The organism is Comamonas koreensis (assembly GCF_021026195.1).
GTDB lineage: Bacteria > Pseudomonadota > Gammaproteobacteria > Burkholderiales > Burkholderiaceae_C > Comamonas > Comamonas koreensis.
Genome location: NZ_JAJNCT010000009.1, coordinates 534,271 through 556,119 on the forward strand (window position 1 = coordinate 534,271; position 21,849 = coordinate 556,119).

General features: G+C 61.0%; 11 protein-coding genes. 5 read left to right on the forward strand and 6 right to left on the reverse strand.

Translation table 11 applies throughout. The annotated features are described in order from the left end of the window. Positions 1-22: 22 nt before the first annotated feature. Complete coding sequence (locus LPW39_RS10260; protein ID WP_230774227.1) at positions 23-946, reverse strand: LysR family transcriptional regulator; 924 nt, start codon at positions 944-946, stop codon at positions 23-25. A gap of 668 nt (positions 947-1,614) precedes the next feature. On the opposite strand from LPW39_RS10260, the gene LPW39_RS10265 reads away from it, so the two are divergent. Further along, positions 1,615-1,869: a hypothetical protein gene (locus LPW39_RS10265; protein ID WP_230774228.1), complete on the forward strand. Its 255-nt coding sequence runs from the start codon at positions 1,615-1,617 to the stop codon at positions 1,867-1,869. Between the two features lie 99 nt (positions 1,870-1,968). Here LPW39_RS10265 and LPW39_RS10270 read toward each other — a convergent pair whose 3' ends face one another. The 3 genes from LPW39_RS10270 to LPW39_RS10280 form a co-directional block, all read right to left on the reverse strand. Further along, positions 1,969-3,351 carry a CitMHS family transporter gene (locus LPW39_RS10270; RefSeq protein ID WP_230774230.1) on the reverse strand — a complete coding sequence of 461 codons (1,383 nt, stop codon included), beginning with the start codon at positions 3,349-3,351 and terminating at the stop codon, positions 1,969-1,971. A gap of 212 nt (positions 3,352-3,563) precedes the next feature. After that, positions 3,564-3,815, reverse strand: coding sequence for a TIGR04438 family Trp-rich protein (locus LPW39_RS10275; protein ID WP_230774231.1), 252 nt, complete (start codon positions 3,813-3,815; stop codon positions 3,564-3,566). Positions 3,816-5,259: 1,444 nt separating this feature from the next. Beyond that, positions 5,260-5,472 (reverse strand): hypothetical protein, encoded by a 213-nt coding sequence (locus LPW39_RS10280; protein ID WP_230774233.1) that lies wholly within the window; start codon positions 5,470-5,472, stop codon positions 5,260-5,262. A gap of 1,279 nt (positions 5,473-6,751) precedes the next feature. Here LPW39_RS10280 and LPW39_RS10285 point away from each other — a divergent pair. The 3 genes from LPW39_RS10285 to LPW39_RS10295 all read left to right on the forward strand — a co-directional run bounded on the left by LPW39_RS10285 (position 6,752) and on the right by LPW39_RS10295 (position 18,124). Next, complete coding sequence (locus LPW39_RS10285; protein ID WP_230774234.1) at positions 6,752-10,279, forward strand: DUF5979 domain-containing protein; 3,528 nt, start codon at positions 6,752-6,754, stop codon at positions 10,277-10,279. 2,428 nt (positions 10,280-12,707) lie between these two features. After that, positions 12,708-16,667, forward strand: a complete 3,960-nt coding sequence (locus LPW39_RS10290) for a DUF5979 domain-containing protein (RefSeq protein ID WP_230774236.1) — start codon at positions 12,708-12,710, stop codon at positions 16,665-16,667. A gap of 1,190 nt (positions 16,668-17,857) precedes the next feature. After that, positions 17,858-18,124: a hypothetical protein gene (locus LPW39_RS10295; RefSeq protein WP_230774237.1), complete on the forward strand. Its 267-nt coding sequence runs from the start codon at positions 17,858-17,860 to the stop codon at positions 18,122-18,124. A 127-nt stretch (positions 18,125-18,251) separates the two neighbouring features. On the opposite strand, the gene LPW39_RS10300 is transcribed toward LPW39_RS10295, so the two are convergent. Both LPW39_RS10300 and LPW39_RS10305 read right to left on the reverse strand, forming a co-directional pair. Then, entirely contained in the window at positions 18,252-19,445 is a 1,194-nt protein-coding gene (locus LPW39_RS10300) for a DUF11 domain-containing protein (RefSeq protein WP_230774239.1), read from the reverse strand. Between the two features lie 635 nt (positions 19,446-20,080). After that, the gene (locus LPW39_RS10305) at positions 20,081-20,812 is read right to left on the reverse strand and encodes an SDR family oxidoreductase (protein ID WP_230774240.1); all 732 of its coding nucleotides are present in this window, start codon (positions 20,810-20,812) and stop codon (positions 20,081-20,083) included. 128 nt (positions 20,813-20,940) lie between these two features. Between LPW39_RS10305 and LPW39_RS10310 the strand changes: the two genes are divergently transcribed. Beyond that, a complete protein-coding gene (locus tag LPW39_RS10310) occupies positions 20,941-21,756 on the forward strand; it encodes a LysR family transcriptional regulator (RefSeq protein ID WP_230774242.1) in 816 nt (271 codons plus the stop codon). Positions 21,757-21,849 lie beyond the last annotated feature (93 nt).

The following is a 21,849-nucleotide window of genomic DNA, read 5'->3' on the forward strand; positions in this document are numbered from 1 at the left end:
GGGTTGCGCTTTCAGGGCAGGTTCATCGGGCTTCCAGCTCGTCGCAGAGCATGTCCCAGAAGGTTTGCACCAGCAAGGGCGTATCGGCGCGCCTGCCGTGCTTCATCAGGCAGATCTTGCGGGCCAGTTGCGGCCGGCTCACCGGCAGGTAGCACAGCTGCGGGTCTGACAGCGCCTGCTTGCTCAGGCTGGATATCACGCCGACCTTCAGGTCACTGTGCACCACTGCGTAGAGCGACTCGATCGACGACAGGTTCTGCGGCGTGTTCATGTTCACCCCCTGGTCTTTCAGCACGGCCGCAATCATGTCGTAGGTGTTGCCACGGCGCAGTATCACCAGCGATTGGTCCTTCAAGTCGCGCCAATGCAATTTGGGCAGCTGTGCCAGCGGGTGGCGCTGCGAGACCACCACCATGATCTCATCGGTGGTGATCAAGCGCGAATCGATGTGCATGGGCGTGTCGAAATGCAGGCCGATGGCGATATCCGCATCGCCCTGTGTGATGGACTCGGCCAAGGTGTCGCTGTGCATGTCGTCCAGCTGAAACTGCACCTGCGGATAGCGCTGCTGAAAGCGCGCCATATGCGGCGCAATCCATTGCGATGCCGAAGGAATGCAGTGCAGGCGGATGACATGGCTGCGGTGCTGCAGGCGCTGGTGCATGTCTTCCATGCCCTGGTCGAAGGTGGCGATCATCCAGCTGACCTGGGCGCGTACGGATTCGCCCGCAGGCGTCAGCCGCACACGCCGCATGCTACGGTCAAACAAGGTCGCCCCCAGGGTGATCTCCAGCTCGCGTATCGCTGATGAGAAAGCCGGTTGGCTCATCTCCAGCGCCTGGGCGGCCTGGGTAAAGGTTGCGTGCTCCGCAGCTTGCTTGAAACAGCTCAGCTGCCGGAGGGTTGGGATGGGTGCCGATCTCTGCGGCTGGAATACGTGCGTCATGATGAATTCATTTTTTCAAATCGTATTAAATCATCCAATTGTAAATTCCTATGTTATGCAGTTTTTACTAAAAAGTAAGTAATTGAAGGTGATTGGCCCGCCTCGTTGCCCCTGATGTGCAATGGATGGACGCGAAACAAGTACTGACTTATCGGCCGCTATCCCTTTGTTTATGGGGTTTTCACCGGTTTACAGCGCCGATCTGGCGCTCCGATCCGGGTGTTTTTGGCGCCGCGTAAGGCTGTGGCACCCCAAAGACATAACATTTGTTAAATTAATTAACTATGATTCTTGATAGGTGTGATATATCATGTAATTTGACATTTCGGCCCCACGCGCACCTCCGCCGGGCAGCCCGGGACTCGGCAAAAGTTACCGTGCGAAAAGTCTTGTGTTGGGGCGCCGGCAGAGCGCACGCCTGGCGCCGCAGTCTGCGCGCCGGGGGCCTGTGGCGGATGGCGCCAGGCACGCAAAGCTGGGCGCAGACCCAGGCCCTTGGTTGTGCATCAGCGCGGCCAGGGGCTCGGTGCCCCAGCGCCCAGACCCAACCTGCGCAAGGGCGCAATGCTTGCTACTTTTTTAATCCGCATGTCCATGCTGCAGACCGGCCCATTGCCAGGGCGTCTGTGGAGCAGCGTTGGGCATGCCCTTGTTTGTCGAGCTCAGTTATGAACTTTTCCGCAATTGATTGGAGCCAGGCGCCCGCCAACGCGCGCTGGTGGGCCATCGATGGTGATGGCCATGCCTACTGGTACTGCACGCCGCAGATCGCCAACTCCACCACCTTCTGGTTTGCGTCGCGCCATCCGGCGCCCAGCTTTGGCTATGCGCGCGATTTCCGCCTGTCGCTGCAAGAGCGCCCGGCCGCCGCCGAAGATACCGCGCCCGTGCGCGCCGCCGCAGGCCGGCTGCTGCGCCGATAAGGGGCCTGCCCCGCAGATGGGCCCACAAAAAACGGCGCCCTCAGGCGCCGTGCGGATGGCCAACCAAGCAGCCCGCCAAGGCTGACTGCCTAGGCAGGTTTAGATGATGCCCAGGAACCAGGTCGCCACCAGCAGCGACAGCGACACCCCCCAGACCCAGAAGAACGAATAACGGATGTGCTGGCCCATCGACAGCTTGGCCAGGCCCAGCCCCATCCACAGCGCGGGCGAGAACGGCGATACAAAGGTGCCCACAATGCTGCCGATGATCATCGCGTAGGCCGCTGCAGTCGGTGCCACGCCAGCCTGCGTGGTGATCTGCTCCACCACCGGGAACAGCGCAAAGTAATAGGCATCGGTGCTCAGCACCAGCTCCAGCGGAATGCCGATGGCGCCAATCACCAGGTGCAGGTAGGGCAGCAGCACGGCGGGCAGCACATCCACCAGCGCCACCGCAATGCTGTTGAGCATGCCCGACTCCTTCAGGATGCCCAAAAAGGTGCCCGCAGCCAGGATGATGCTGGCCATCATGATGGCGCCGCCCGCATGCGCATTGATGCGCTCGATCTGCGTCTTGGGCTTGGGGTAGTTGATGACCAGCGCCACGCACAGCGCAATCATGAAGGTATAGCCCGGCGGGAACACGCCCATCACCAGCACCGCCAAGGTCAGCAAAAACACCAGCGCATTCACCCAGCGCAGCCGGGGGCGCAGCAATTGCGTACGCGCCTCATCAGCGGCCTTGGCTGCAGCGGCCTGTATGGCCAGCTCGGTGGCCGCATGGGGTTGCAGCGCCGCTGCCATGTCGTCCACCGGGGTGGCCGCTGCTGGCGCAGGTGCAGCCTCGTCGGCGCTTTGCGCCGCTGCGCGAATGCGGCGCTGCTCACGCAGGCCCAAAAACACCGCCAGTGCCAGCAGTAGCGCCAGCCCCATGGCCTGCACCACCACCAGGTCGCGCCACAGCGCCACCGCATCCATCTCCAGCACCGTGGCCACCCGGCCCACCGGGCCGCCCCAGGGCAGCATGTTCACCACACCCGCGCTCGCTGCCAGCAGCAGGAACAGCAGGTAAGGGCTCATCTTGAGGCGCTGGTACAGCGGCAGCAAAGGCGGCACCACCAGCAAAAAGGTCGATGCACCCGCGCCATCCAGCTGGGCGATCGCCGAGATCAGCACCGTGCCCACAGCCACCGCAATCACATTGCCGCGGGTGATGCGCACCATCGCACGTATCAAGGGGTCAAACAGGCCCACATCGTTCATCACGCCAAAAAACAGAATGGCGAAGATGAACATCGTCACCACCTGCACGACGGAGCTGATGCCGTGGCGGTAGAAGGCGTTGATCTCGTCCGTGCTGAAGCCGGCAACAAGCGCGCCGACCAGGGGGACCAGCACCATGCTGATGACAGGCGAGACTTTCTCGGTCAGCAGCAAGGCGACGATGACAACAATAATGGCTAAGCCGATCAAGGTGAGCATAGGTACTTATTTCTTATAGGGCGTGGGGGGAAGGGAAGTGGCCGGCTACCCGTCCAGGTAGGCGGCCTGCGGGCGCAGGCAGGCCCAAACACGCCGGGGACCGAGGCGACCGAGCCCGGCAGCGCTTGTGGCACCTCCTGCGGCTTCGCATCTAGTCTTGTCTCCTTGGCAAACCGGGCTGGGTAAGGTTTGCCGGGCCGTGTGGGCCTGTCTTATTTGCGGATTTGCCTTTGCGTGGCGTTGATCTTGAAAAGGCCCTTGTCTCTGACATACCGGGCCGATTGCCTGCGGGCACTGCGGGCCCGGGCCCTTCTGCGGCTGTAGCCCGACCAGTCGGCCCACAGCTTCCACAGCAGCGCCATGAAGGAGGGGAGCATCACCTCCGGCCATAACCAGCTATCAACGGGTGGAACTTCATAGATTTTCAGCATCACTATGACGACGGCAATGATCAGCAGGTACATGACGTGGAGGCGTTATGGGCACTGGTTGCTGTGCTGTGCCGGTGCGTGGTGGGCACACCGGCATGGGTCAGCAGCAACTGCAGCGCAGGCAGGTGGCCGCTTGGGTTTCAACAGCGGCAAGCCTGCCAAGGGTGAATCGGTAGCCAAGCCGGCATGTCGGGGGCTGTGCCACCCCTCGCTTCATCACCGGCTTGAACGAAGCATGTCTTGCCGCACCATCCCCCTGGGGGCGCGCGCAACCAAGACATGCATACCCAAATTATAGCTTTGCACTAAGAAAACAATTAAATCAATCATTAACGGCTATGAATGAGATGGATTTACACCGCCGGCGCTGGCAGCGTCCGCCCCTGCCAGCCGCCTCTCAGCAGCGCCAATACTGCAGATCGCACCGCCCCACCAGCCATTAACGCCCAGCGTTTTCAATGCAGCTGCGGCGCCTACATACAGTAACGGCGCCCCTCTTAGCCGGCGCGCGACGACTGCGCCCGATAAAAACCGCTGGGCCTATGGGCAGGGCAAGTAACACATGCCTCCAAACCATTCAGCAACCTGCTAAACCCACAAAAAAGGCGGATTTGTCCTAGCAAACCAAAGGGTTTGGTTTTCAGAAGTTAACAAATTGATGCAGCCGAATAAGCAAATTCAAAAAACCATTAAGTAGTCAGAAATGATTACAGTTTGATCAGAAATTACTCTTGTTCAACAAGCCCTACATCGTTGCTAATACAGTAAAAATTCAGGTCGCAGAGGTTTGTTTCATTAAGATACTTTCTGTTGAAATACCTGTAGTTTGAAGCGAACATAAACTAATAGTTACACTTAAAACGAAAAAGCTATCCAGCAGATTTCAGCGGCGATGGTTAACAGATCGCCACACCCCCAAGCCCCTGCCATCGGCTTCATAAGCGCTAGCAGCACAGCAAATGCTGGCGCTGCATCCGCATGTTTTTGGCTATTTATCAACGGCCACAAAGCTTGGTATTTAAACAGCTGGGTAAACCCTGTGTTGCTGCACCATTGCTGCAGCAATGTCAACTTTCTTAAACCGATGTTGATTTGGTGGTTTTTGTGCTTCCCGTTGCGCCAAGTGCTACTTTGGCTGCAGTACCCCTTAAAATTCTGAAATATTAATATTTTCAATGGATGGAGTTGTGATGATAAAAAATTGCATCAGTCTGTTGTGGCCGGGTGCGCATGCGCAACCCGTCCACAGCCCCACCAAGGAGGGGGCGCCTGCACTAGGCGCACTTGGTAAAACACTGCTGGCCTTGGCCGGCTTTTGCGCTTTGGCCGCCCCGGCCCATGCCGCCATCAGCATCACCAGCGTGGTCGTCAGTGCCGATGGGCAAGGCCCCTTTGATGCCGACAACAACCCCGGCAATGACAGTGGTCCGCTGAACGGCGTTGTGCGCACGCAAGACACCGTTCTGTACACCATCAACTACAACGCGTCGAACACCGACAGCAGCACCATCACCGCGACCTTGCCGGCTGGTATGCGCTGGGATCCGACCGCCACTGCGGCTACCGTGTGTAATGGCACTGGTGGTGGTTCGCTGAATGCGGCCCGTACCGTGCTCACCTGTAACCGCGCGCCAGCCAGTGCCGGTGTGGAATCGTTCCAGGTGCTGAGCTGGGTGGGTGCCGTGGGCAATGGTGCTGCGGTGACGATGACGGCGGCTTCGGGGGGCTCTACAGCGACTTCGACGCCGGTAACGGTTTCGGCGACGCCTAAGACTGATACCCGGACTCGCTACGAAAGCGCGTCGATCACGCGGACCGAGACTGCGCCGGGCTCTGGAGTATGGCAGCGCAATCTGACTATGTATATCAGTTTGGGCTCCACCTTGCCCGCTAGCGGCAATTTCAAGGGTTATGAGGCCTTGCAGAACCCGGTGGAAGTCACCTTAAAGGTGCAACCTGGGGCAGTTTTGACTTGCACTGGTGGCGCTACTTGTACGCAGCCCGGTGGCCCTGGGACTGATGCGATCGTGCGCTTGCTTACCCCTGTCACGCACTATCTGGATGCAGCTGCAGCTGGTGGTTATGAATCGACTTGGCGACAAACCACTGCTTACTTGCTGCGCCTATCTGTGCCGGAAGTGCCTAACTTCCCCGCTGGTTCTGTGAGTTATCTCACCGGACAGCTGACCGATTTTGCACCGTTGAGCCTCTCTGCCCAACCCAACGTTGTTCCGGCTCCCGGTTACCAGCCCGGATTTAGTTGTGCAGCCAATACGAGCATCGGAAGTTCGCAAACTTGTATCGGTGTACCCATCAATCGTAGTACGCCAATACAGCTGAGCATCACAGGCGGTGCAGTGTCAACTAACACGGACTACTTGTATGGCGATGGCCATGGCTATACCCAGGGTTTTGAGAAGGTGCTGCCTGGTCAAACCTTTAACGCCTTAATGGGTCTGGGCAACTTGCCCAGCTCAGAAGAGGATGCAACAGATGCGCAGTCATGCGTGGTTTGGGATCCTTCTTTGCTTGAGTTAAGAGCTCCTTCCAGTTTGAAATTTGGGACTGGCCCGCTCTTTTACACAACGCAGCAATTGGATTGGCCTGATGTGGCGCCGACCGATATGGTGTTGGAGTATTCTGCCCAGCCGTACGCCGACAATGCAGCACGTCGTGCTGCCAACTGCGGTGTTGCCGGAGACAACAATCCACTGTGGACCAGCAATTACGCATCCTTGCCTCCCAACACCATTACCAGTGTTCGCTATGCTTATCGCCCAGATCTGCTGCCAGGACAAACAGTCGGACTAGCTTTGCCTTTGCAACGCAGTACAAGTGCTGCCTCGCTGGCCTTGGCCGATAATGCACCGCTTCCATGGTTCCGCCAATATTTCACGGGTAGCTCAGGCCGGATTCAGTCTACTTACAGTGGAAATGGTGCGACCACGGGTACTAATGGTGGTGGCTATGTGCAAGCCGCATCGGCCCTGGTGCGCCATAGCGTTGAGGTGCCTGCTAGCGTGGCGCCAGGCGCCATCTTCCCTGTCACGGTAACCCCACGCACCATTGGTGCTGCTGTGCCTGGGATCAATGCTGTATCGCGTGGTGTTGAGTATGTCATCGACTTCCCGAACACCTATATCCAGCCGATTGCCAGCTCGATTGCTGCAGGTCTGCCGCCTGGCGCGACCTATGATCTGACGCCTGCCAATCTGGGCGGCGATGGCCTGCCTGGTACGGGTGATGCGAATGAAGCACCTGCGAGGCTGGTGGTACGCCTGGGCGACCTGGCTGCACCTGGCGGTGCCGTGGGCCCCGCTCCGCACCAAGGCCATGTAACGACCTATCCGCCCATTATTTTCCAAGCCCAGACGGCCTTTATCTCGCCGGTCGGTGCTTACCCAGTGAGCAGCTTGATCTCGGCCACCAATGACCTGAGCTTTGCCGACTGGACCGGCATTACCAATATCGCGCCTGCAGCACTGCTGCAAGACCGCCGCGAAGTAGCTAGCACGACGGTATCCGGCGTAGCCGGCTTCCAGATGAGCAAGTCGCTGGTCGCAGGCGGCACGGTGGATAACACCGACCCGGCCAACCCGGTTACCCGCATTACTGCTGGCCAGCCGTTTACTTATGCGATCTCTTTTGGCAACGCAACCAGCCTGACCAAAGGCCAGTTGCGTATGGTCGATGTGCTGCCGTTTGACGGTGACCTGCGCGGCACCACCGGCCTGGGCGCACTGCAAATGCTGAGCGTGGATGCAGCAATGGCTGACCCCGCTCAAGGCACGATTGGTGTGGAGTACACGCTGAACCCCGCAGCGACCGTGCAAGCAGCAGTGCGCACGGTGGGCAATGAAGACGCAGCCACTGGCGTGGCGTGGAGTACCTACACCGGCGGCGCCTTCCCCGCGAATGTGACCGCGCTGCGCTTTACCACCAGCTCGGTGCTGAACCCCGGCTTTAGCGGCCTGGTGAACCTGGAGATGCGCAGCCTCTCGCCGCTGTCGCCAACGACCCAGCTGTTCAACGACGTGTTTGGCCGTGAACTGGCCCCCGGCGGCCTGGTGCTGACGGCCAGCGGCTCGGTGCAACTGAGCGGCCAAGCGGCTGCCAGCCTGACGGGTACCGTGTTCCTCGACCCGAACATGAACAACACCATCGACGCTGGCGAGACCGGTATTGCCGGTGTGACGGCAACCTTGACCTGCGATGCAGGCCCCGCTTGCGTAGCAGGTGAGACGCATACCGCCGTGACCAACGCCTCGGGCGTCTACAGCTTTGCGCCCGGCGCTACGGTCGATGGCCAAGCCAACTTCCCAGGCCTGGCCAGCGGATCGTGGACCTTGAGCATTGCCCCAGCAGCGACCCTGCGCAATGTGGGCTCTACCGCAGGTACCGTCAACGGCGCCGCATCGGGCACGGCCGTAGGCCGCAGCATCAGCGGCATTGTGGTGGCCACTGGCGCCACCGCTGTGGACTACCTGTTTGCCGAGCACGAAGTCGGTGCACTCACGGTCAACAAGGCGCTGGTCTTGCCTGCTGGCGTGACCGGTCCGTTTGACTTTGCGTTTACCGCCACCTGCGACCTGCCCACCGCTGGCTTTACCTACCCTGCCACCTTGCTGGGCTACCCCGGCAACACGGCAGTGGCCATTGAAGGCCTGCCCGCAGGCGCCAATTGCACGGTGACGGAAGACACCCCCCTGCCTACCGCCCCAGCCCTGTACGAGTGGGCAGCGCCCACAACGCCTGCTGCGGTGGTGATCCCTGCCAACAGCAATGCGGCAGTGACGGTGACCAATGCGCTGAACCCCCTGCTGGGCGGCATCACCATCACCAAGGATCTGACCCTGCCCGGTGGCGTGAACGGACCGTTCACCTTCACCTATACCGCTACTTGCGACCTGCCCACGGCCGGCTCGGTGTTCCCTGCCAGCCTGGTGTACCCCACCGCTACCTCGACCACCATTACCGGTGTGCCCGCTGGTGCGCAGTGCGTAGTGGCTGAAGGCCCCCTGCCAGCAGCCCCTGCCAACTACACCTGGGGCCCAGCGGCTGCCAACGCCAACGTGACCGTGCCTTTGAATGCAACGGCCCCGGTGACGATGGCCAGCACCCTGGTGCGCTCGGTAGCCGGTATTGAAGTGACCAAGACCCTGGCCCTGCCAGACGGTGTGACAGGCCCCTTCAGCTTTGGCTTTACCGCAACGTGTAACCTGCCGACCCCCGGCTCGGTCTACAGCGCCACCTTGGCCAACTACCCCACCAACACGCGGGTGACGATCCCCGGTATCCCATCGGGTGCCAGCTGCGCGGTGACCGAGAACGCTCCGCTGCCTGCAGCACCTAACGGCTACGAGTGGGGCGCCCCGAGCGTGCCTGCCGCCGTGACCGTGCCAGCGAGCGGTGTTGCCTCGGTGGGTGTGACGAACACGCTGGTCCAGCAGTTCGGCACCATCACCATCAACAAGACGCTGGCCCTGCCCCAGGGCGTGAGCGGTCCGTTCAACTTCAGCTACACGGCCACCTGCAATCTGCCGAGCGCCGGCACCGTGTTCCCTGCCAGCTTGAGCTACCCGGGTGCTACCTCGACCACCATTGCCAACGTGCCCGCTGGTGCACAGTGCGTGGTGGCCGAAGGCGCCCTGCCAACGGCCCCCACCAACTACAACTGGGGCCCAGCGGCAGCCAATGCGACCGTGACCGTGGTGGCCAACAGCGATGTGGCAACGACCATGGCCAGCACCCTGGTGCGCGCCCAAGCCGGCATTGAAGTGACCAAGACCCTGGCGCTGCCAAGTGGTGTAACGGGCCCCTTCAACTTTGGCTTTACCGCCACCTGCGACCTGCCTGCTGCAGGCACGGTGTACACCGCTGCGTTGGCCAACTACCCGACCAACACCAAGGTGACCATTGCCAACGTACCGGCCGGTGCCAACTGCACGGTGGTGGAAGACACCCCCCTGCCCACGGCCCCAGCCAACTACGAATGGGCAGCGCCCTCGGTGCCCGCCCCCGTGGTGGTGCCTGCCACCGGTGCCGTGGCAGTGGGTGTGACCAACGCGCTCAAGGGGCTGGAAGGCAACATCCAGGTGAACGCCACCACGGCCCTGCCAGACGGCATCACCGGCCCGTTCAGCTTTGTGCTGACTGCCACCTGTGACCTGCCCACCGCAGGCACCGTGCACAGCGTGACCTTGACGGCGCCGCCAAACGGTTCGGCCATGATCGCCGGCGTGCAAGCCGGTGCGCAGTGCACGATCACCGAGACCCTGCCAGACGCACCAGCGGGCTTCCGCTGGGAAGCGCCCGAGTTTGACCAGACCACCGTGACGGTGGGCACGGACTCGGATGTGCCTGTGGCGCTGACCAACAGCTTGACCCGGGTGGTATCGGCCGCCCCCGTGCCTGTGCCTGTGGACAGCCGTGTGGCGCTGATGCTGCTGGCGATGCTGATGATGGCGGGAGCTAGCTTGCATATGCGCAAGCGTTAAAGATCAGCTGGGCAGCAGCGCGGGCCACTCCGAGTTGCTGCCTGGTCGATGTGAGTGAGAACCGGGGCTTTGGCTCCGGTTTTTTTGTTTGTGCTTTTGCTTTTTTGAGTCTTGTTGCTTTGGTTGATACCTGCGGCGCTGCTTGGTTTTGTTGGCGGTTGCGCTTGTTTATTTGCTTTGTTTGCTACTGGCGTAGGGCAGTTGGCCGGGATGTGCGCCCGGCGGCGCAGTCACTTTCATTTGGCGCCAAATGAAAGTAACCAAAGCAAACGCGCCCCTGCTGCTTGCGACCCTTCGCGTTGCGAAGGGCAACCTGTGTCGTGGCATTTGCGGGGTGTGCCGCGAAACTCTCTACGCGCTGTAAGCGCTCCGTTCGGACAGACGCGGCAAGCTAGTTGACGATGCACTGGCACTCTGCGGTGCCAGTGCCACCCCGCAAATGCCACGCCCCAGGCGCATGCAAAAGGGGGGATGCGGGATAGCTTCTTTGGGTGGTGGAGGATGCTGTCCTTGTCTGGTTGGCTGGCGGTTGTGCTTGTTTATTGGTGTTGTTTACTACTGGCGTAGGCCGCTGGCCGGGTCTCGCCCCGGCGGGCGAGGTACTTTTCTTGCGCAGCCAAGAAAAGTACCCAAAAGAAGGCTGCCCCTGCTGCTTGCGACCCTTCGCGTTGCGAAGGGCAACCTGTGTCGTGGCATTTGCGGGGTGTGCCGCGAAACTCTCTACGCGCTCAAAGCGCTCCGTTCGGACAGACGCGGCAAGCTAGTTGACGATGCACTGGCACTCTGCGGTGCCAGTGCCACCCCACAAACACCACGCCACAGGCGCATGCAAAAGGGGGGATGCGGGATAGCTTCTTTGGGTGTTTTGGGGTTAGGGCTTTGTGAGGCTGGTTGGCTGGCCGTTGTGCTTGTTTATTGGGTTTGTTTACTACTGGCGTAGGGCAGTTGGCCGGGATGTGCGCCCGGCGGCGCAGTTACTTTCATTTGGCGCCAAATGAAAGTAACCAAAGCAAAGGCGCCCCTGCTGCCTGCGACCCTTCGCGTGGCGAAGGGCAACCTGTGTCGTGGCATTTGCGGGGTGTGCCGCGAAACTCTCTGCGCGCTGTAAGCGCTCCGTTCGGACAGACGCGGCAAGCTAGTTGACGATGCACTGGCACTCTGCGGTGCCAGTGCCACCCCGCAAATGCCACGCCCCAGGCGCATGCAAAAGGGGGTGATGCAAACAACCCCCAAACAGCCAAATACCAATATGCCATCGCTACGCTCGGCCAGTTTTGGGGCCGAGCGCAGCGATGGCCTGCGTCTGCGAATCTCCCCTTCTGAATGCGCCGAGGAGCACAGGGTATGGGCTGGGCAGTTGCACCGAAGAGTGCAACTGCTTCGTGAACTGACTCACCGCGTCTGTCCGAACGGAGCGCCTTTGGCGCGTAGTGAGTTTCGCGGTGCAGCCCATACCCGCGCACCACAGGTTGCCCGCAGCGAAGCGAAGGGACGCAGTCAGTAGGGCGACCTTCTTTTGGGTACTTTTCTTCGGCCGGCGATCCGGGGTCGCCAAGAAAAGTACCTCGCCCGCCGGGCGAAATCCGGCCAGCAAAACCAAGCAGCGCCGCAGGCATACGCATAAGCAAGATCAAGAGCAAGCCGAGCGCAGAGATGGCCCCACAGCGGACCGGCAAATCTGCCCAGCAAACTTAAACGCGTAACCCCCCAAAACCCCGGGCTGGAAAGCACCAATTGCCCGACTACGGCGCTCGGACCGTATTGAAAAGCTAACACCTTAAACCGTCTGAATAAGGTCCTCCTTTAGGTATGTGGATAGCGAGGGTACCAGTGGCAAACCCTGGGCCAGATGTGGTGGTCATGGGTAGTGGCTGGTGCGCATTGAGAGCCAACGCAACAATCGCCGCCCCGCAGATGCCCCGCTGGGCGCGGGCAGGTGCTATTGAAATAGATGCAGATGATGCTTGTGCTTACAGGTAGTGCTGGCGATGGCTTGCATCTGGAGGGGGCCTTTTTGAGAGCCGAGTGAATGCGCAGGACACCAGGTACAGCAAAACTTTTTTGCACTGCGGACTCGCTTGAAAGCCAGCACTGACGTAGGTTTTGGGAAATTATGGAATGCAGCAAGCAGCGCTGCCGAACGCTGGCAATGGGGCTGGAGCCTGCTGTGCCACAAGTGGCTGATGACGGCGGGATGAAACTTTTGAGCCATTGCCGTTGATTTGATATTTATCTAACAAAGGCGGTAAAAGGTAAGTTTCATTGCGCCCGTAATTAAACTTCCAGTTCATTGATGTTTTCAATAAATGGAGGTTTGGTGATAAGCAAAGACTTTAACTCAACGCGGGGTGGGGGGAGCCAAACCCGCGTGCAATGGCCTCGGCTATCGTCGGGGCGCCGAGCCAGGCGCGCCAAGCTGAACCCGGCCATGTTAGCGCTAGCGGGGCTGTGCGCGATGGGCGCTTTGGCGGCGCCGGCCTATGCCGCCATCACCATCACCAGTGCGGTGGTGGCAGCCGATGGCAGTGGCCCGTTTGATGCGGACGATGCGCCGGGCCATGACAGCGGCAGCAACAACGGGGTGGTGCGTACGCAAGACACGGTTCTGTACACCATCAACTACAACGCGTCGAACACCAGCAGCGGCACCATCACTGCGACCCTGCCTGCGGGCATGCGCTGGGACCCCAGCGCCACGGCCGCCAGCGTTTGCAATGGCCCCGCCGGTGGTAGCTTGAACGATGCCCGAACCGTGCTGACCTGCGACCGCCAGCCCAGCACGCCGGGGGTGGAGTCGTTCCAGGTGCTCGGCTGGGTGGGCAATGTGGCCCATGGCGCCACGGTGGCGATGACGGCTGCAGCGGGCACTTCGTCGGTGACGTCGGCACCGGTGACGGTGTCTGCCACGCCCAAGACCGACACCCGTGTGCGGGTGGAAGTGCCCAACATCACGCGTGTACAAAGCCCTGCGGGTTCCGGTGTCTGGATGCGGAATTTGCCGCTGGCCATCAGCCTGGGTGCCGTGAGGCCTGCGAGCGGCAATTTCAAGGGATTCGAAGCGCTGCAAAGCCCGGTGTCGGCCACCCTGAAGGTGCAGCCCGGTGCGGTGGTGCTGGACTGCCCAGGGGGCGCGAGCTGCACGCAGTCTGCGCCAGGTGCTGATATCACGGTGCTGTTCAACAGCCCAACGACCCACTTTCTGGATCCGTTGACCGCGCCCGGCTTTGGCGATACCTGGCTGGAGACGGCGCAGTTTGTGGTGCAAATAGGGGTGCCTGAGGATCCGAATTTTCCGGCGGGCCAGACCAGCCGGATTACCGCGCAGTTGACGAACTTTGCGCCACAGGGCTTGTCGGGTCAGGCCAATGCCGCGCCCGCTCCGGGGCACCAGCCTGGCTTCAGCTGTGCGCCGAATGCAAACCTGAATGTCACGCAAAGCTGCTTTAACACGGTCATCGACCGCACCCAGCCACTGTTGCTGGAGCCCAATGGGGGTGCGGTGTTTGACGGCAGCGGCTATATATACGGCGATGCCCACGGCTACACCATCGGTGCGGAAAAAATGCTGCCTGGCCAGAACTTCATGGCCACGGTCGGCCTGGTCAACCAGAGCAGTTCCGAGCTGGCAGTCACCGATGCGCAATCCTGCGTTGCCTGGGACCCTGCGTTGCTGGAGTTGCGTGCTGCATCCAGCCTCAAGCTGTCCAACTTGCCGAACTTTATCTTTCCGCCCACGGTGGATTTGCCGAATGTAGCCCCGGCGGACATGGTGCTGGAGTACTCGGCCCAGCCCTATGCCAGCAATGATGCGCGCAAGGCGGCCAACTGTGGCGAGGCGGGGGATGGCAACCCGCTGTGGACCAGCAACTACGCATCGCTGCCGGCCAATACGATCACCAGCGTCCGCTACGCCTACCGCCCAGACCTGCGGCCGGGCGACACGGTTGGCCTGGTGCTGCCCTTCAGGCGCAGCACTGGCGCTGCTTCTTTGGCTTTGGCCGATGACGCACCGCTGGCCTGGTTTACGCAGTACTACAGCGAGGCTACTGGGCGGATCTACTCTCGGTATGCGGGCGATGGAGCGACTTCTGGCGGAGACGGTGGCGGCTATGTGCAGGCTGCATCGGCGCTGGCACGGCACAGCATCAGCATGCCCAACAGCGTGGCGCCTGGTGGGATGTTTCCGATCACCGTGACGCCGCGCACCATTGGCGCTGTGGGGGCAGGGGTGGATGGTGTGTCTCGCAATGTCGAGATCACCATTGATTTCCCCAACACCTATATCCAGCCCGTTGCAGCGTCGATTGCTGCGGCGCTGCCACCCGGTGCAACCCATAGCCTGACCGAAGCGAACCTGGGCCAGGACGGCTTGCCCGGTACGGGTGATGCCGGTGAGGCACCCGCCAAGCTGGTGATTCGCCTGGGTGACCTGGCGGCCCCAGGCGGTACCGCTGGCCCCGGGGTGCACCAGGGCCATGTTACGGAGTATCCGCCCATCACGTTCCAGGCGCAGGCTGCCTATACCTCGCCCGTGGGTGCATACCCCCTGGTGGGACGCGTGACGGCCACCAATGATCTGAGCGTGGCCGATTACAGCGATATGGACAACATCTCGCCCGAGACCATGCAGCAAGACCGCACTGAGCGCGTCAGCACCACGGTGTCGGGGGTGGGCGGTTTCCAGATGAGCAAGTCGCTGGTGAGCGGTGGCACGGTCGACAACACCGACCCGGCCAACCCGGTGACGCGCATCACGGCAGGTGAGCCCTTTACCTATGCGATCTCGTTCGGCAATGCCACCAGCTTGACCAAGGGCCGGTTGCGCATGGTCGATGTGCTGCCCTTTGATGGCGACAGCCGTGGCACCACGGCCCTGGGCCCGTTGCAGATGCTGAGCGCCCAGGCGGCGATGGCCAGTGCCAGCCAAGGCGCCATCGACATCGAGTACACCGTGACGGGCGCCGCTGCAGTGCAAGCAGCTGTGCAAACGCCAGGCAATGAAGATGCGTCGACCGGCGTGGACTGGATCGCGTATACGCCGGGTGCGGCTTTCCCTGCCGGCGTGACTGCGCTGCGCTTTACCACCACCTTGGGCTTGCAGCCGGGCTTTAGCGGTATTGCCAACCTGGAGATGCGCAGCACCTCGGCACTGACCCCGGCGACCCAGCTGTTCAACGATGTGTTTGGCCGCGAGCTGAGCCCGGGTGGCCTGGTGCTGACGGCCAGCGGGCAGGTGCAGCTGAGCGGGCAGGCCGCAGCGAGCCTGGTCGGGCAGGTCTTCAACGACCTGAACATGAACGACAGCCGCGATGCGGGCGAATCTGGTGTGGCGGGCGTGACGGCGACAGTGACCTGTGAAGCGGGCCCTGCCTGTACTGCTGGTGCATCGCACACGGCGGTGACGGATGCGGATGGGGTCTACAGCTTTGCGCCTGGCGCGATGGTGGACGGTCAGCCGAACTTCCCTGGTCTGGCCAGCGGCTCCTGGACCTTGAGCATCGCGCCTGATGCGAGCTGGAGCAATCGTAGCTCGACAGCCGGTACCGTCAATGGTGTTGCCTCGGGGGATGCGGTGGGCCGCTCGATCACTGGCATCGTTGTGCCCACCGGTGCAACCGCAGTGGACTATGTGTTCAGCGAATCCCAAGTGGGCAGCCTGACCATCAACAAGGCACTGGCCTTGCCCGATGGTGTGGCCGGTCCTTTCGACTTTGCGTTCACCGCGACCTGCGATCTGCCAACGGCTGGTTTCACCTACGCCGCTACGCTCGCAGGCTATCCGGCCAATACGGCAGTGACGATGGACAACCTGCCCGCCGGCGCCAACTGCCTGGTGACGGAAGACCAGCCGCTGCCGGCTGCGCCCGACACCTACCAGTGGGCGGCCCCTACGGCGCCGGATGCTGTGGTGATCACCGGCGGCAGCAATGTGGCGGTGACGGTGACCAATGTGCTCGCTCCCTTTAGACAGCTGGGCAACATTGTGCTGAACGCCACCACGCATGTGCCAGAAGGCATCGCCGGCCCGTTCAGCTTTGTGCTGACTGCCACTTGTGACTTGCCCGAGGCTGGCACCAAGCACAGCGTGACGCTGGACTACCCCAGCAGCTCGTCGGCCATGATCAGTGGCGTGCGGGCTGGTGCGCAATGTGCGCTGTCGGCAGGCTTGCCCGATGCCCCATCGGGTTACCGCTGGGCAGATCCGGCCTTTGACCAGGCCTTGGTGACGGTGGAGGCGGGTGCTGATGTGCCTGTGGCGGTGACGAATAGCCTCACGCGCATGGAAGTGGGTAGCGCTGAGCGGGTGCCAGTGGATAGCCGTGTTGCTTTGCTGCTGTTGGCGATGGCTATGGCGGCGGCTGCTGGCTTGCATATGCGCAAGCGTTAAATCAGCTGGGCAGCAGCGCGGGCCACTCCGAGCTGCTGCCTGGTCGATGTGAGTGAGAACCGGGGCTTTGGCTCCGGTTTTTTTGTTTTGTGCTTTTGTTTTTGTTTTGGTGCGGTTTTGTTGGTTGTTGTGCTTGTTTATGGGGTTTGTTTACTACTGGCGTAGGGCAGTTGGCCGGGATGTGCGCCCGGCGGCTCAGTCACTTTCATTTGGCGCCAAATGAAAGTAACCAAAGCAAAGGCGTCCCTGCTGACTGCGACCCTTCGCTGCGCTGCGGGCAACCTGTGGTGCGCGGGTATGGGCTGCACCGCGAAACTCTCTACGCGCCGTAGGCGCTCCGTTCGGACAGACGCGGTGAGTCAGTTCACGAAGCAGTTGCACTCTGCGGTGCAACTGCCCAGCCCATGCCCTGTGCTCCTCGGCGCATTCAGAAGGGGAGATTCGCAGACGCAGGCCATCGCTGCGCTCGGCACCTGAAGTTCTTGCTTTTGCGAATGCCTGCGGAGCTGCTTGGTTTTGTTTACTACTGCGTAGGGCAGTTGGCCGGGTCTCGCCCCGGCGGGCGAGGTACTTTTCTTGCTCAGCCAAGAAAAGTACCCAAAAGAAGGCTGCCCCTACTGACTGCGTCCCTTCGCTGCGCTGCGGGCAACCTGTGGTGCTCGGGTATGGGCTGCACCGCGAAACTCTCTACGCGCCGTAGGCGCTCCGTTCGGACAGACGCGGTGAGTCAGTTCACGAAGCAGTTGCACTCTGCGGTGCAACTGCCCAGCCCATACCCTGTGCTCCTCGGCGCATTCAGAAGGGGAGATTCGCAGACGCAGGCCATCGCTAAGCTCGGCCAGTTTGGGGGGCCGAGCGCAGCGATGGCCTATTGGTATTTGGCTGTTGGGTTGTTCGCATTCCCCTTTTGCATGCGCCTGTGGCGTGGTGTTTGAGGGGTGGCGCTGGCACCGAAGAGTGCCAGTGCATCGTGAACTAGCTTGCCGCGTCTGTCCGAACGGAGCGCCTTGGCGCGTAGAGAGTTTCGCGGCACACCCCACAAACGCCACGACACAGGTTGCCCTTCGCAACGCGAAGGGTCGCAAGCAGCAGGGGCGACCTTCTTTTGGGTACTTTTCTTGGTCGCCAAGAAAAGTACCTCGCCCGCCGGGCGAAATCCGGCCAGCAAAACCAAGCAGCGCCGCAGGCATATGCATAAGCAAGATCAAGATCAAGATCAAGATCAAGATCAAGATCAAGATCAAGATCAAGATCAAGATCAAGATCAAGATCAAGATCAAGATCAAGATCAAGATCAAGATCAAGATCAAGCCGAGCACAGAGATGGCCTGCGTCCGCGCACCTCAGTGGGCAGAAAATCTGCCCAACAAACTCCAACCCGTCACCAACAACGCCCCCGGCCGGAGAGCATTACCGGCCTCTACCAAGCCGACGGCTGGTGTAGCACGCCATCGTGAGGGGGCTCATCAATGGCGTGCGGCGCGGAGGCCATCAACAGCGGTGTGCAGCGTTTGCAACCGGCTCAGATGGGTTTGCAGCCCAGCGCCAACGGGGCGCTGCCGGCGTATGCAAGGGAAGACATAGTCATCGTGCACGCAATCGCCTACCAATGCCCACGGTGACCGCGAGCGCCAGCAGGCCAATGCCCCACACCGACAGCGTTGGAATGGACGCTGGTTTTATCACCTCGCTGCGCGTTACCGTTGCTGTTGCGATGCAGGGCGGCGCTGCGCCAGAAGGTGCGCAGATGGCATCACTGTCAGCGGGCGGGCTTGCGCTGGCGGTATTCACGATGTCTTCGACAGGTCCCGGAGCCACCATGGCGTTCACCGTGTAAGTGACCCGGCCGCCAGCGGGCAGATTGGCGATAGTGTCATTCAGCGCACTGGTGCCACTTGCTGCGCCACAGGCGGTCCCGGGGGTTCCGCTGGCGGTACAGGTCCAACTCGCATTGCGCAGGCCATTGGGCAATGGATCGCTGACGACGGTGCCTGATGCGGATGCGGTCCCGCCGTTGTCTACAGCGATGGTGTAGTTGACGGCTTGGCCGGGCGCTGCGCTGGGCTGACTGGCTGCTTTCGTCAGCATTATCTGTGGGGTATTGGCAGGGCATAACGCAGTGCTGCTGACTTGCGCCAGGAAACCCTCCAAATCTGGATTGCTTTTTACCTGAACAATGATTTCGTTTGTTTGACCGGCGGGGCGCCAAATGACATTGGGCGCTCCCAAGCGCATCTGAGTTCGATTGGCAAATCTATAGCCCTCAAGTGAATAAGGGTCTTCTGATGGGCTGCTTTCCAAAGCAATGCCATTTACCCACACGGTTGCGGCCGAATTGTCTGCCAAGAAATCAATCGCAAGCTGAAAACCAGAAGGGCTGATGGAGGCATCCAGTTCAAACCGCAAGCGATAAAACCAGTCGCCGGTGACCGTGTCGGCCTGGTTGCGGCTGGATATCCACTGTGCATTTGAAAATGGGGACGGGCTCCAGGCATCCGGCGCCAAATTGCCGGTAAAAGCATCTTGGAACGCGGTGGGAAGCGGGCCATTGGGGGGCAAGGCCGCGTTGCCGGAGTCGATGGGCGCAGAAACATCCCAGGCTGTGTCTACCGTGCCATCGGGCAGAGTGCCTCGGAGGATGGGGTTATACCCGGTATTGAATATATTGGGATCGGTGCTGCAACTGACTGGGAGTACGGTGGCGGCCTGGGCGCCCATGGCACCAATGGCCAATAAGGCCGCCGCCATGCATTGGCGGACGTGGGGAAGTTGAATCATTAGAGCCTCCAATAAGCTAAGATAAATACCAATTCATAAACCCCGGTACTGCCAATGCATAAGCGAATCAAGCAGTGCCTACAGTGCTGTTCGGGTTTTTGAAGGGATTTATCTTATGGTCATATTTTGGGCTGGGCAATTGGTAATTAGTTTCTATTTATTATTGGTTTTGTTTTTCAAAGTTATTTATGTAAGGCTTATTGGGTAGCGCTAGATTGGCGCGTGACTGAAAGAATAATTTTTGGAGCACTAAATCCGTGCTGGTACGAGGCTAATATAAATAATTTTACAAAAATCTTAAATAGGAGACATGCACCGCAATCGCGAATGGCGGTCAAAACAGACGGCTGTAAAACACCCTGAAATCGCTGGAGGTGGCTGGAGCCCAGCCGGGCGGCGTGCATTGCGCACGGTCGCCTTGCTTTCAACGCCTTGCCTGCGCTGGACGACAAGTCCGCATGGGGGGTGTGCGCCCTCCACAGGTGGCTGCCATGGCTCCTTTTTCTGGCGACCAGGGTGCGGCAACGTTCAGGCGCCTGCACTGGCCACCGCGCAAACCTCCATCCATTTGGCCGGGCTGTCCAAGCGCGCCTCCAAGGAGGCTTGGGCGGGGCTCACCCTGAGAGGCGGTACTTTCAGGCTTGCTGGCGCGTTGCAGCGAGCACGATTTCGCGGATGCAGACACCGTCTGGCTGCGCGTAGGCGTAGTGGATGGCGTTGGCCACATCCTGGGCCGACAGCACCTTGCTGCCCATGGAGGTCTTCCAATCCTCGTAGCCGGCCTTGATGCTGTCATCGGTGGTGTGGCCGAGCAGCTCGGTCTCGACCGCGCCGGGGGCGATGGTGGTCACGCGCACATTGTGGGCAGCCAGCTCTTCGCGCAGGTTCTCCGTCAGGCCATGCACGGCGAACTTGGTGCCGACATAGGCGACATGGTTGGGGAAGGTCTTGCGGCCGGCCACCGAGCTCACGTTGATGATGCTGCCACGCTGGCGCTGCACCATGCCGGCGGCAACGGCATGCACGCCATTGAGGACGCCTTTGACATTCACATCCAGCATGCGGTCCCACTGGTCCGGGTCCTGGCGGGTGATCTCGCCCAGCAGCATGACGCCGGCGTTGTTGACGATGGCATCGGCCGGGCCAAAGCGGGCTTCGCCTTGCTGCACGGCAGCGGCTACGGCGGCGCGGTCGGTCACGTCAACGGAGAGGGCCAGGGTGTCGGGCAGGTTCAGCGCCTGCATGTTTTCCAGCCGGCGCGCCAGCAGCAGCAGCGGGTGGCCCAGCGACGAAAACAGCTGGGCGGTAGCCAGGCCAATGCCCGAGCTGGCACCGGTGATGACGATCAGGGGTTTGTGGTTTTGCATAATCCGGGAGCCTTTTCCGAAATAGATTTTTCTGATGAATCAGCAGAGAATCTAGTGTAGGGCGAGCGTATGGCGCTTGAAAAATGGTTTATTCTTCTTTCACCTATACGTTTTGCTTATGGCTCGCCATGGATTACCGCCAGTTCCGCGCCTTTGTGGCCGTCTTTGAAGAGCGCAATATCACCGCTGCCGCGCAGCGCCTGCACCTGAGCCAGCCGGCGTTGTCGGGCAGCATCCGCCTGCTGGAAGAGGCCCTGGGCACGGCCTTGTTTGTGCGCAAGGCGCGCGGTGTGGAGGTGACGGACGACGCCCGCGCGCTGTACCCCCAGCTGCGCCGCATGGTGGCCGAGGCCGATGGCCTGGCCCAGCGCTTTCGCAAACGTGACGAGCGCGAGCGCCTGACCATTGGCGTGGAAGAGGATGTAGCCCGCAGCACCGTGCAGCATTTGGCCGCCACTGCCCGTGCCTGCGTGCCCGGCGTGCAACTGCATTTGCTGGCGCAATGCGAGGGCGATGCGCGCCTGGCCAGCGAAGAGCTGCGCTGCGAGGATGAGCTGTTCCTGCCCCTGCTGAGCGAGCGCTATGTGCTGGCCCTGCCCGCACAAGCGCTGCTGCCAGCCAACGCAGCAGACACGCCGCAAGACCCCGCCACCGACTGGATCGTCTGCCCCACCCACGCCAGCCACCAGCGCCTGATGCCCATCTACGGCAGCCGCGCCGATTCGCCCGCCGCGCTGGCCAGCAATTTCTCGCTGGCGCTGGATCTGGTGGCCGCCGGTGTGGGCCGGGCCATCGTGCCCGAATCCCTGGCGCAGGAGATACATGGCGTGCAGACCCAGCCGCTGGAGGTGGAGCTGAAACGCCGCATTGGCCTTTGCTACAACGTGCAGGCTTTAGGTAATGGGGCGCTGGCGCGCTTGCGGGATGGGGTGGTGGCTATTTAAGTGGATGCGCATTTGCTGCAGGAATATGGCTGCCATTCAGCGCGCTCTTGCGCAAACTGGTTTGTGTAGTCAGTCGTTATTGCGTTGCTGGAT

Bases quoted from the DNA above. Each gene is read 5' to 3' on its own strand.
- LPW39_RS10260 (WP_230774227.1), bottom strand. From the start codon at position 946: ATGACGCACGTATTCCAGCCGCAGAGATCGGCACCCATCCCAACCCTC.
- LPW39_RS10265 (WP_230774228.1), top strand. From the start codon at position 1,615: ATGAACTTTTCCGCAATTGATTGGAGCCAGGCGCCCGCCAACGCGCGC.
- LPW39_RS10270 (WP_230774230.1), bottom strand. From the start codon at position 3,351: ATGCTCACCTTGATCGGCTTAGCCATTATTGTTGTCATCGTCGCCTTG.
- LPW39_RS10275 (WP_230774231.1), bottom strand. From the start codon at position 3,815: ATGTACCTGCTGATCATTGCCGTCGTCATAGTGATGCTGAAAATCTAT.
- LPW39_RS10290 (WP_230774236.1), top strand. From the start codon at position 12,708: ATGTTAGCGCTAGCGGGGCTGTGCGCGATGGGCGCTTTGGCGGCGCCG.
- LPW39_RS10295 (WP_230774237.1), top strand. From the start codon at position 17,858: ATGCATAAGCAAGATCAAGATCAAGATCAAGATCAAGATCAAGATCAA.
- LPW39_RS10300 (WP_230774239.1), bottom strand. From the start codon at position 19,445: ATGATTCAACTTCCCCACGTCCGCCAATGCATGGCGGCGGCCTTATTG.
- LPW39_RS10305 (WP_230774240.1), bottom strand. From the start codon at position 20,812: ATGCAAAACCACAAACCCCTGATCGTCATCACCGGTGCCAGCTCGGGC.
- LPW39_RS10310 (WP_230774242.1), top strand. From the start codon at position 20,941: ATGGATTACCGCCAGTTCCGCGCCTTTGTGGCCGTCTTTGAAGAGCGC.